Origin of the sequence: Streptococcus sp. 27098_8_186 (assembly GCF_041432055.1) — a bacterium.
GTDB classification, from domain to species: Bacteria; Bacillota; Bacilli; order Lactobacillales; family Streptococcaceae; genus Streptococcus; species Streptococcus dentalis.
In genome coordinates, this window is record NZ_JAPVYV010000012.1 from 37,322 (window position 1) to 49,328 (window position 12,007).

At 43.1% G+C, this 12,007-nt stretch carries 13 protein-coding genes and 1 pseudogene; 13 read left to right on the forward strand and 1 reads right to left on the reverse strand.

The window, feature by feature from the left end; all coding sequences use genetic code 11:
* Positions 1-27 precede the first annotated feature (27 nt).
* The 12 genes from O3602_RS09405 (at position 28) to gltX (ending at position 10,835) form a co-directional block, all read left to right on the forward strand.
* Positions 28-429 (forward strand): hypothetical protein, encoded by a 402-nt coding sequence (locus O3602_RS09405; RefSeq protein ID WP_371611574.1) that lies wholly within the window; start codon positions 28-30, stop codon positions 427-429.
* A 1-nt stretch (position 430) separates the two neighbouring features.
* Positions 431-760, forward strand: coding sequence for a phage holin (locus O3602_RS09410; RefSeq protein WP_371611575.1), 330 nt, complete (start codon positions 431-433; stop codon positions 758-760).
* 10 nt (positions 761-770) lie between these two features.
* A complete protein-coding gene (locus O3602_RS09415; RefSeq protein WP_371611576.1) occupies positions 771-1,616 on the forward strand; it encodes a lytic exoenzyme target recognition domain-containing protein in 846 nt (281 codons plus the stop codon).
* A 12-nt stretch (positions 1,617-1,628) separates the two neighbouring features.
* Positions 1,629-2,093: a hypothetical protein gene (locus O3602_RS09420; RefSeq protein WP_371611577.1), complete on the forward strand. Its 465-nt coding sequence runs from the start codon at positions 1,629-1,631 to the stop codon at positions 2,091-2,093.
* Positions 2,094-2,102: 9 nt separating this feature from the next.
* Complete coding sequence (locus tag O3602_RS09425; RefSeq protein WP_371611578.1) at positions 2,103-2,456, forward strand: hypothetical protein; 354 nt, start codon at positions 2,103-2,105, stop codon at positions 2,454-2,456.
* Between the two features lie 3 nt (positions 2,457-2,459).
* Positions 2,460-3,221 carry a hypothetical protein gene (locus O3602_RS09430; RefSeq protein WP_371611579.1) on the forward strand — a complete coding sequence of 254 codons (762 nt, stop codon included), beginning with the start codon at positions 2,460-2,462 and terminating at the stop codon, positions 3,219-3,221.
* A gap of 436 nt (positions 3,222-3,657) precedes the next feature.
* Positions 3,658-4,524, forward strand: a complete 867-nt coding sequence (locus O3602_RS09435) for an ABC transporter permease (RefSeq protein WP_003012448.1) — start codon at positions 3,658-3,660, stop codon at positions 4,522-4,524.
* Complete coding sequence (locus O3602_RS09440) at positions 4,521-5,285, forward strand: ABC transporter ATP-binding protein (protein WP_003012490.1); 765 nt, start codon at positions 4,521-4,523, stop codon at positions 5,283-5,285. Before O3602_RS09435 ends, O3602_RS09440 begins: the two co-directional genes overlap by 4 nt.
* Before the next feature lie 660 nt (positions 5,286-5,945).
* Positions 5,946-6,488 (forward strand): hypothetical protein, encoded by a 543-nt coding sequence (locus O3602_RS09445; RefSeq protein ID WP_371611580.1) that lies wholly within the window; start codon positions 5,946-5,948, stop codon positions 6,486-6,488.
* A gap of 203 nt (positions 6,489-6,691) precedes the next feature.
* Entirely contained in the window at positions 6,692-8,353 is a 1,662-nt protein-coding gene (locus O3602_RS09450; protein WP_003012479.1) for a ribonuclease J, read from the forward strand.
* Positions 8,354-8,423: 70 nt separating this feature from the next.
* Positions 8,424-9,206, forward strand: coding sequence for an alpha/beta hydrolase family protein (locus tag O3602_RS09455; protein WP_003012423.1), 783 nt, complete (start codon positions 8,424-8,426; stop codon positions 9,204-9,206).
* Positions 9,207-9,377: 171 nt separating this feature from the next.
* The gene (gene gltX, locus O3602_RS09460; RefSeq protein ID WP_003012457.1) at positions 9,378-10,835 is read left to right on the forward strand and encodes a glutamate--tRNA ligase; all 1,458 of its coding nucleotides are present in this window, start codon (positions 9,378-9,380) and stop codon (positions 10,833-10,835) included.
* A gap of 32 nt (positions 10,836-10,867) precedes the next feature.
* On the opposite strand, the pseudogene O3602_RS09465 reads toward gltX, so the two are convergent.
* A pseudogene (locus O3602_RS09465) lies at positions 10,868-11,080 on the reverse strand (IS3 family transposase); the annotation flags it as partial.
* A 220-nt stretch (positions 11,081-11,300) separates the two neighbouring features.
* On the opposite strand from O3602_RS09465, the gene O3602_RS09470 reads away from it, so the two are divergent.
* A partial coding sequence (locus O3602_RS09470; RefSeq protein WP_371611581.1) for an accessory Sec-dependent serine-rich glycoprotein adhesin occupies positions 11,301-12,007 on the forward strand: 707 nt, incomplete at its 3' end.

Sequence of the window (12,007 nt, forward strand, 5' to 3'; positions counted from 1 at the left end):
AGTGACTTTTAATAGGGGGTGGTTTAATTGGACCTATTGGCACTAGTGGACAAGCTGACACCCGTTTTAGTCGTGATTATCCCAAGTTACTTTTCCTTTAAGAGTACCAAAACAACGAAAGAAGCTGACAAACGTCTTGAGGGTCTATCTAATAAGATAGACACCCTCGAGAAGTCAGTATCAACCGTGGAAGAAATCGGAAAAGATAACCAGAAGAATCTGACTATCATTGGGAAAGGCTTACAACGACTTCAACGTTTTCGATTGCAGGAGAATTTGAAGAACGCGCTCAAGCGTGGACACACGAACCAGCACGAGCTAGAGGAGTTGTCTAAACTATATGAAAGTTACGTCGAACTAGGCGGTAACGGTGCTATAAGAGTGCTCTTTGAGCGCTTCTTAGAGCTAGAAATTAAAGAGGAAAAATAACATGGATCAAATTACAAGCATTATTACATCATCAGCGATGAGCATTTTAGTAGTATTGACTGGTATCGTGGTTCAAGCAATCAAAAAATACTTGCTTATGCGCGGTGGAAAGAAAACAATCGAGATCGTTGAGATCTTGGCTAAGAACGCAGTCAACGCTACAGAACAAGTTGCGGACAAGTTGGATATTCACGGTTCTGCTAAGCGAGAACACGCAAAAACAAGCCTTATCGAAGTGCTTGAAGCACACAATATCTATTTAACCAATGATCAGTTAAATACATTCATTGAATCAGCAGTAAAAACAGCCAACGATGAATGGAAGAAATAGGAGATAGACAATGAGTGTACAACAATCTATTGTTAACGGTTTTATTAGTCGTCGTGGACTGATTACCTATTCAATGCTCGGAAGCCGTAACGGTGCAGATGGTACCGGGGATTGCTCCGGTATCATGTCGCAAGTGCTAAAAGAAGCCGGTATCAATATCATCGGCTTGCCGTCAACAGTTACGCTTGGCCAGCAACTCGCAAACAATGGCTTCTACCGCGTAAGCATTAACCAAAGCTGGGACGCACAACCGGCCGATATTATTCTTATGTCATGGGGCGCTGATATGTCCTCATCTGGTGGTGCTGGTGGCCACGTCGGAGTTATGATCGACGATACATACTTCATTTCGTGCGACTATTCAACGCAGGGAGCACCCGGACAAGCTATTAATACCTATCCTTGGAATGATTATTATGGCTGGAATAAACCAGCTTATATCGAAGTTTGGCGATACGCTAACACGGCACCTCAGACCAACAACCAAGCTAACACGGCAGTACAACCAAAAGATAAGGCCTTTTATCAAGCGAATGAGGTCAAATACGTTAACGGTATCTATCAAATCAAGTGCGACTATCTCGCACCCGTCGGTTTTGATTGGACTGAGAACGGTATTCCTGTTTCTTTGGTAAACTGGGTTGATAAGGACGGAAACAACTTGCCAGACGGTGCGGATCAAGACTTTAAAGCTGGAATGTACTTTAGTTTTGAGCTCGATGAAGTTAATATCACAGATACGGGCAAAGGTGGCTACTACGGCGGTTATTACTGGCGTTTGTTTGAGTTCGGGCAATTCGGCCCTATCTGGTTATCTTGCTGGGACAAAGACGACCTAGTGAACTATTACGAGTAAAGGGGTGATTGAATGAATCGCTCAAACTGTACCAATTTAAAGCAGTTTGAGGGCGGTCGAGTTGTCAAGCAAGGCGACTCGGCTTCCCTTTTTGGGTTTGAATTATACGATGAGAGATGGACTCCGATCGATCTTGACGGGCAGGAAGCTACAGTTCACTTTACTAGTAGACAGGGCAAAGCGTCGTTTAGTACGACCGTCCAAGGGTCAAAAGTGACGTTTAAAATTCCTAAAGTCCTCCCAGTCGAAAGTTATCTGGTCGAAGTAGTTTGCGGTGGATACGTATTTCCAAGTGATCAAAACGTCCGAGTTGACGTGGTTCAGTCTGCAGACGAATACACAAGCGAGCAGGTTTTAGATTTGGTGAAAAATGATGTCAAGACAGAAATCGACAAGTATATCTCAGCGCACCCAAACGGGCCACAGGCTGAAGAACTTCCAGACCTTACCGTACTATACAATCTAGCTAAAATTTAGGAGAAAAATATGACTTTAAATACCGAAAAACTAACTCGATTTGCACAAGCAGTAGGTACAGATATCAAAGAGATCAAGACCACGCTTGCAAGCAAGGCTGATAAATCTGAAATTGGCCAAGGTGGAATCACACAGCAACAACTGGATACAGCTATCCAAGGTGTCAAGACGGCAATTTTAGGTGAAGGTGTACCAGAAGAGCTGGACACTCTTAAAGAGATCGCAGATAAGATCAAGGCTGGCGAAAACCCAGACAGCGCGATCGTGTCTAAAATGACCGAGCTTGGTCAGAAATTCACTGACCTTGAAAATACTGACTTTGTACAGATTTACTTCGGCCAAAAAATAGCCTCTAAGGGGTGACACATGGATAAATTAAAAGAAACTATCAAACTAATCGGGAAAGATATTTATAATCTCAACAACAGTCAAAAAAACTTTTTGTCATTGAACAAAGCATACAGCTTATTTCCGACTTTCTCTGGTCTCCAAAACCAAATAAGCCGTCTTGCAAGCAAAAACGATCTTGAGGAGTTGAAACGCAATGTTGAAGCGAACGACACTGACCTAAAAGGTGAAGGCTTTCCATATGATTTAAAAGCTGATATTGGTACAACTTATGTCGATACCACAGCTAAAAACGGAGCTTATAAGTGGATCAAGAAAAGTCCTGGCACTGGGTGGCGGACATGGTCGATTTTAGCTGGTGATACAGGCTCAGTACGACCCAATAATATTCAATCAAATTTGGATAACGCATATATCGAGCTTAGACGAATTAACTCTACCGTGGAGATTACTTTCGGTGGGCTAAAATGGGGCTGGTTTGGGATCGAACGTAGAGGATCTGAAGGATTTTTCCCTCAAAGCTCAGACAAAGAGAGAAACGTCACAATTCTACCGATAGGCGCTCTACCGCTTGGTTTCCGTCCCACAGGGTCGAAGATCGGGATCATGATGGACGATAAAGGGAAGCGCTATGGTACGTGGTACGTGGGTGGCAGTAGTGATAAGAATCATGTTCGCTTACAGTTCGATGATCCAGTACCAACCGATCAAGATATCACAGATATCAGATTTACTAACATGACGTACACCACAGACGATCCGTGGCCAGAGAATCTATAATAAGACACACACCCTCCCCAATCGGGAGGGCTTTTTTGTTGCCTTTCGCGTGATTTTCGCGTGATTGTTTAAGATAAAGCCATAGAAATACGATGAAATCAAGGATCTTTTTCGCGTGACGATCGTTCGAATAAATGAAACGAGATAGCAGTATATTTTAAAACCACTCAATACAGAGTGGTTTTATGTTATAACGGCAATTATCGAGATTGTCTATTATAACGGACAAAATAAAAAAGCCCTCGGGCTCGTTCTCTCAATTATGCGGGCAATGAATACGATTTTGAATACGATTTTTTTAAATTGATGTTAATCAACTGAAATTATTTTAGATCAATAGTGGCTATTTCTCAACGTTTCAGCTATTGACAAAAATTGATAGAAGTCATTTTTGATTTATGTTACAATTAAATTACTATTATCGAAGGGAGAAACTATGATTAATTCAATTGTTTCACAAGGTTTAATTTGGGCCATTTTAGGGTTAGGAATCTTTATGACCTTCCGAATTCTAGATTTTCCAGATATGACGACAGAAGGGTCCTTCCCGCTTGGAGGAGCGGTGGCGGTGACCTTGATCACAAAAGGGGTCAATCCGCTTATAGCGACCCTGGCTGCTATTGGTGCAGGATGCTTAGCAGGACTCGCGACGGGCCTTCTCTACACAAAAGGGAAAATTCCGACGCTCTTGTCAGGAATTCTTGTGATGACGTCCTGTAACTCAGTCATTCTTTTTGTGATGCAGCGGGCTAATCTGGGACTTTTGGGCTATAAAAAAATTCAGGAATTTCTTCCTTTCGCCAGTGGGTTCAATGAGATCCTGATTGGTTTAATTTTCGTAACGCTTGTGATCCTTGGTTTGATCTTCTTCTTGGATACACGCTTGGGTCAAGCCTATATTGCGACAGGGGATAATCCAGACATGGCAAAAAGTTTTGGGATCAACACCGACCGGATGGAATTGATGGGTTTGGTCATTTCAAATGGGATTATTGCTCTTTCTGGTGCACTGATGGCCCAACAAGAAGGCTATGCAGACGCTTCACGTGGGATTGGTGTCATCGTTATCGGGCTTGCCAGCCTCATTATTGGAGAGGTTCTCTTTTCAAATGTCACCTTGACAGAGCGCTTGCTCAGTATTGCAATCGGTTCAATCGCCTACCAATTTTTGATTTGGGCCGTGATTGCGCTTGGTATCAATACCAGCTATATCCGAATCTTCAGTGCCTTGATCTTGGCTATCTGTCTGATGATTCCAACCTTTAAGGGAAAAATCATGAAAGGAGCGAAACTCAGTAAATGACAGCAATTGTAGAATTAAAAAATGTAACCAAAGCTGTGAGCAATGGGATGAATGAAGAAAAAGTCATTCTGGATGATGTCTCCTTGGAAATTCGAGAGCATGATTTTATCACGATTTTAGGGGGCAATGGAGCTGGGAAATCAACCCTCTTTAATACCATTGCTGGGACACTTCCAGTTAGTAGCGGGAAGATCTATATTCTAGGTGAAGATGTGACCAACTACTCTCCTGAGAAGAGAGCCAAGTACCTATCTCGTGTCTTTCAAGATCCTAAAATGGGAACAGCGCCTCGCATGACAGTAGCGGAAAACCTCTTGGTAGCGAAGTTTCGCGGAGAAAAACGTGGTTTGATTCCGCGTCACTTGGCAAGCTATAAAGAAGAGTTTCAGACAGTTCTTGCTAAGATCGGCAATGGCTTGGAAAATCATATCGATACAGCAGTTGAGTTTCTATCAGGGGGGCAACGACAAGCCTTGAGCCTGTTGATGGCGACACTGAAACGTCCAGAACTCTTGCTTTTAGATGAACACACTGCTGCCTTGGATCCAAAAACCAGTCAGGCGCTCATGACCTTAACGGATGAGTTTGTGAAACAAGATGCCCTCACAGCTCTTATGATCACCCACCATATGGAAGATGCTTTGAAATATGGAAATCGTTTGATTGTCATGAAAGACGGACACATCGTCCAAGACCTCAATCAAGAAGAAAAAGCCCAAATGACCATCGCAGACTATTATCAATTGTTTGAGAAAGACTAAGATACAAAGCCCGTAAAATGCAAAGTGAAAATAGGGAGTAGGACAGAAGCGACATCACTTAGGTTGTTTGATGTAGAAGTAGTTTGTCTGCATGCTAAGCTAGAGACTTGCTCTCTAGCTTTTTCTTTTCCTTAAATCATCTATAAAACCGCATAAAAATAGGAACTAGTTTCAGCTGAAATCGCTTGCAATTACTTAGGTAGCTGAGTATAATATAGTTAGAAAGATGAAGAAGGGATTGATACCAATGCCTTATCGAGTTAAAATTTAGGTTACTTCGTTTTAGGCCTGTTTTGCTGATATCTGTTCATGCTCTTATCGTAAAAGAGCAGTCATGTCGTGTGTGTCGGATCGGTTGGACGGTCGGGCAAACCTGCTTAGTTTGTCCGGAGACATAAGAAAACGTGGAAATAGTAGGTAGAAGCTTTTTGTAAAGGTTTTCAAACTTCAATGCGTCCAGTCGAAAACTAATCATTTGGATTTGGGATAGCAAAGAAAACCTCTGGTATTTTACACAAATACTATTAAATGAAATCAACATCATAAACATTGTTTTGTTAGCCAAAAGGTTAATTGCACCAAGTCAGTGAAGCAGACCAGGCCTCTAGTCCCGTAAGACTGGAGGCCATTTTTATAAGATACTCAGGAGGAGGTGAGAGTATGGGATTGTCGTATGCGCAAGAATATAGTTGTCGGGACCATTTCCGGCAAAGAGCTTTTGAGCGCTTTGGCGTAGATGATCAGCACCTGAACAGGTGGATCAACCAACACCTCCCCTCCCTCTCTCCTTATGATAGTAATGTGGTTCAACCCGCCAACACAGAAGCCTATGTAGCTAGTGATGGCGTCATCTTTGTCTGCAATATCAAAAGTCGGGAGTTCATCACTTGCTTTAAGGCGGTTAATTATCAAGAGTCTAGGGAAGAAGAGGAAGCTTATACGGACATTCACGAAAACAATGTCGCTTCCTTCAAAAAAGATGTGAACCACCTAGTCAATCGCTACCGACTCAAGGAAGCTAAAGAGCTGTTTGAAAACATTGGGGAGGACTTGGATGACTTTTATAGCCTGTCCCAAGCGGTCAAGAACGGCCAATTGAGCGAGCGAAATAGTAAGCGCCTAGAGGAATTGTTAGGCAAGTTTCATGTGATCAAGGCAGCCATGCGGATCATTGAAAATAAACGGGGAGATTACCATCTTTAGGGGCTTTTCCCCCTAAAAACAGGCGCCTAGAAGTCCTCTCATCTACTTCAGATGAGAGGACTTTTTTGCTGTGGAAAGCTTTTTGAAAAAAAGAGAAAAAAATTGTATAATAGAGTGGATATGCAAGTATTTGCAAAACTGTAATTCGACTTGGGCGACCAAGGACCGTAAGTATTAAAATAATCACACTAAAGGAGACAACAGTGAGTAGTATTAAATTAGTCACTCTTGGCGGTGTTCGAGAAAATGGGAAAAATCTCTACGTTGCCGAAGTGAACGATTCAATTTTTGTCTTGGATGCAGGTTTGAAGTATCCAGAAAATGAGCAACTTGGGGTGGATGTCGTTATCCCCAACATGGATTATCTATTTGAAAACAAGGACCGCATTGCGGGTGTTTTCTTGACCCACGGTCACGCAGATGCGATTGGGGCCTTGCCTTATCTTTTGGCGGAAGCGAAAGTCCCTGTATTCGGGACAGAGTTGACCATTGAGTTGGCTAAACTCTTTGTAAAAAGCAATGACAGTGTGAAGAAATTCAACGACTTTCATGTCATCGATCAGAATTCTGAGATTGATTTTGGGGATGCCGTCGTCTCTTTCTTTCAAACAACCCACTCCATCCCTGAAAGTATCGGGATTGTGATTGGCACTCCTGAGGGCAATATCGTCTACACAGGAGACTTTAAATTTGACCAAACTGCCAGCGAGTCCTACGCGACAGACTTTGCTCGTCTAGCTGAGATTGGACGTGAAGGTGTGCTTGCTCTCTTGAGTGATTCGGCTAATGCGGATAGTAATATTCAAGTTGCCAGTGAGCAAGAAGTAGGCGATGCCATCTTAGATACGATCGCAGACTGGGATGGTCGTGTCATCGTAGCGGCGGTAGCCAGCAACCTCTCTCGGATCCAGCAGGTCTTTGATGCTGCGGCTGAGACTGGCCGTCGAGTGGTCTTGACAGGGTTTGATGTGGAAAACATCGTCCGCACAGCTATTCGCTTGAACAAATTGTCTCTTGCCAACGAAAAACTCTTGATCAAGCCCAAAGAAATGAGCCGTTTCGAGGATCATGAATTGATCATCTTGGAAACAGGCCGGATGGGTGAGCCGATCAACGGTTTGCGCAAGATGTCTATTGGCCGTCACCGCTATGTGGAAATCAAAGATGGGGACTTGGTCTATATTGTCACAACGCCATCTATTGCCAAAGAAGCTGTGGTGGCTCGTGTGGAAAACATGGTCTACCAAGCAGGTGGCATTGTCAAATTGATCACGTCAAGCTTGCGCGTGTCTGGGCACGGAAACGCACGGGACTTGCAGTTGATGATCAACCTTCTTCGTCCTAAATATCTCTTCCCGATCCAAGGGGAATACCGCGAATTGGATGCCCATGCGCGGGTAGCGATGGAAGTTGGTATCTTGCCTGAAAATATCTTTATTCCAAAACGCGGGACTGTGATGGAATACGAAAAGGGGGACTTCGTCCCTGCCGGTAGCGTCTCAGCTGGAGATGTCATGATCGATGGGAATGCCATTGGTGATGTGGGCAATATCGTCCTTCGTGACCGCAAGGTCTTGTCAGAAGACGGGATCTTTATCGTGGCGATCACGGTGAATCGCAAAGAGAAGAAGATTATTTCCAAAGCGCGCGTGCACACCCGTGGTTTTGTCTATGTCAAGAAGAGTCGGGATATTCTTCGTGAAAGTTGCGAATTGGTCAACCAAAGCGTTGAAGACTATTTGACACAAGACAGCTTTGACTGGGGTGAGTTAAAAGGTTTGGTACGCGACAACTTGTCTAAGTTCTTATTTGAACAAACCAAACGTCGTCCAGCTATCTTACCAGTCGTGATGGAAGTGAAATAATAGAAGAAATGGAAACGCTTGGCGGCCCGAGGCTTGCCGAGTGTTTTTAACAGTAGAAAGAGGGAAGCAAATGGCAGTTATGCAGATTGAGTATTATTCAGAAGCCTTGAAGATGGAGTGGGGCGTGTCCGTCCTTTATCCCGATGCATCGCGCGTGGAAGATCCAGCGGATACGGATATTCCAGTCCTTTATCTCTTACACGGGATGAATGGCAACCACCACTCCTGGTTGAAGCGGACTAATGTGGAGCGCATTTTGCGCAATACCAATCTGATCGTGGTCCTACCAAATACCAATAATGGCTTTTACACAGATACCCAGTATGGCTACAACTACTACACGGCCATTGCGGAGGAATTGCCAGAGACTCTTTCTCGCTTCTTCCCTAATATGACCAAGAAACGGGAGAAGACCTTTATTGCGGGTCTATCCATGGGCGGCTATGGATCAATGCTCTTGGCTCTCAAGACAAATCGTTTCTCCCATGCGGCTAGTTTTTCCGGTGCTCTGAGTTTCCACGATCGGGACTTTGAAAACAATGACTTGGAACAACCAGCTTTTTGGAAGGGGATCTTTGGAGAGATTGAGGATTGGACAACCAGTCCCTATTCGCTAGAGACTGTTTCCAAGAAGTTCTCAGATAAGAAGACCAAACTCTGGATCTGGTGTGGGGAGCAGGATTTCCTCTATGAGGCCAATAATTTTGAAGTCAAGGAACTAGAAAAGTTAGGTTTGGATGTCACCTATACCCACAGCCCAGGCAAGCACGAATGGTTCTACTGGGAACGTGAGTTGGAGCACTTTTTACAAACTCTGCCAATCGACTTTGAATTAGAAGAAAGATTAAGCTAAGATACAAATAGATTGGATATCAGTCAGAGTATTTGTTCTGGCTTTTTTCATGTATATAGGAAGAAAAACTAGAAAGGTCACTTATTCATTTCAGTCCTGCTCTCTTTGTGGTATAATAGGAACGATTGAAAAATGAGCTAGAAATAGCGAACAAGATAAGAGGAGAGAAATATGGCAAAAGATATTCGTGTGCGTTATGCACCAAGTCCAACAGGACTACTACACATCGGAAATGCCCGTACAGCATTGTTTAACTACTTGTATGCACGCCACCATGGTGGAACTTTTATTATCCGTATCGAAGATACTGACCGCAAGCGTCACGTCGAAGACGGAGAACGTTCACAGCTTGAAAACCTTCGTTGGTTGGGCATGGACTGGGACGAAAGTCCAGAGACGCATGAAAACTACCGCCAATCAGAGCGCTTGGAACTCTATCAAAAATACATTGACCAATTGCTAGCCGAAGGAAAAGCCTACAAATCTTATGTTACAGAAGAAGAGTTGGCAGCAGAGCGTGAACGTCAAGAAGCAGCTGGTGAAACACCTCGCTACATCAACGAATACCTCGGCATGAGCGAAGAAGAAAAAGCAGCTTATATCGCAGAACGTGAAGCAGCAGGTGTGATTCCAACGGTTCGTTTGGCAGTCAATGAGTCTGGTATTTACAAATGGCATGATATGGTCAAAGGCGATATCGAGTTTGAAGGTGGTAATATCGGTGGGGATTGGGTCATCCAAAAGAAAGATGGTTACCCAACTTACAACTTTGCCGTTGTAATTGATGACCACGATATGCAAATCTCTCACGTCATCCGTGGAGACGACCACATTGCTAACACCCCAAAACAGCTCATGGTCTATGAAGCTCTTGGTTGGGAAGCGCCAGAGTTTGGTCACATGACCTTAATCATCAACTCTGAAACTGGTAAGAAGTTGTCTAAACGCGACACTAATACCCTTCAATTTATTGAAGATTACCGGAAGAAAGGCTACCTTCCAGAAGCAGTCTTTAACTTTATCGCTCTTCTTGGTTGGAACCCTGGTGGGGAAGACGAAATCTTCTCTCGCGAAGAACTGATTAAACTCTTTGATGAAAACCGTCTCAGCAAGTCTCCAGCAGCCTTCGACCAAAAGAAAATGGACTGGATGAGCAATGAGTATATCAAGAATGCAGATCTTGAGACCATTTTTGAAATGGCAAAACCATTCCTCGAAGCAGCAGGACGTTTGACAGACAAGGCTGAGAAATTGGTGGAACTCTACAAACCACAAATGAAGTCAGTGGATGAAATCGTTCCATTGACGGACCTCTTCTTCTCAGACTTCCCAGAATTGACGGAAGCTGAGCGAGAAGTCATGGCTGGTGAAACCGTTCCAACTGTTCTTGAAGCCTTCAAGGCAAAACTTGAAGCCATGTCAGACGATGAGTTTGTGGCTGAAAATATCTTCCCACAAATCAAAGCGGTTCAAAAAGAAACTGGTATCAAAGGTAAGAACCTCTTTATGCCAATCCGTATTGCCGTTTCAGGTGAAATGCATGGTCCTGAATTGCCAGATACCATCTACTTGCTTGGACGCGAAAAATCCATCCAACATATTGAAAGTATGTTGGAAAAAATCAGATAATTATCAGAAAATTCCATAATAATGTACTGGGCTCAAACAGTTAGACAAATAATTTTAGGAAAGGATTTAGTTCTGTGTTGTACAGGACTAAGTCCTTTTAGCTTGACCTTAATTTGTTTTTTGTCGTAATAGCCAATAAAGCCCATAACGGCTTTTAGCAAGTGGTTAAGGTAATAGACTGTCTTTTCATAGTCATAAAATATTTCTGTTTTCAAAATACAAAAGAAAGATCTAATCATGCAGTTACATGAGACATATTAATTAACTTTTACAGTGTGGTTCAAGCAGGTGTTCCATTTTATCTTTTTAATGGAAAAATCATCAAGTATAAGAATATCAATATAAATCATATCAAAGATGAAAACTAATTGACTAATAAATTCGAATTTTTAAAATTAAATTATTTTAAAACTAGGGTATAATGATGTATAATGTTAATGTTAAACTGAATAATAAGGAGAACAAATGTTTTTTAAACGTTCTAATGGGTCATTTCGTGAAACCGATCGTGTGACTCGATTTAAATTAATCAAATCTGGAAAAAACTGGCTTCGTGCAGCAACTTCCAATTTGGGCCTCTTTAAAGTTGTCCGTGGTCAGGTTGAAGAACTGGTTGTAGCAGAAGTCTCTGAGGAAACGACAGCAACTCCAAGTCGGACTTTGTTGAAGGGGATCTTAGCAACTGGTGCTATTCTTGGGGGTGCAGTAGTGACGACAGCAGCACAAGCTGATGAAGCAGATGCTAAAACGGCAACAACATCTGAACTCGGCAAAGATGCTCTTGCTGAAGCAGATAGCGTAGTTCTTGGGACGATTTCAGTATCTGACTCCCAATCTATGAGCGCATCAGAGTCGGAAGAAGCATCTATTTCACTCAGTGAGTCCGCCTCAGAGTCTGTGTCAGAAACCCAATCAGTGAGCACATCAGAGTCTGAAGAAGCTTCTACATCTTTGAGTGAGTCGGTTTCAGTATCTGACTCCCAATCTATGAGCGCCTCAGAATCAGAAGAAGCATCGACTTCACTCAGTGAGTCCGCCTCAGAGTCCGTTTCAGAATCCCAATCCGTGAGCACCTCAGAGTCGGAAGAGGCTTCTACATCTTTGAGTGAGTCGGTTTCAGAATCCCAATCCGTGAGCACCTCAGAGTCGGAAGAAGCATCTATTTCATTGAG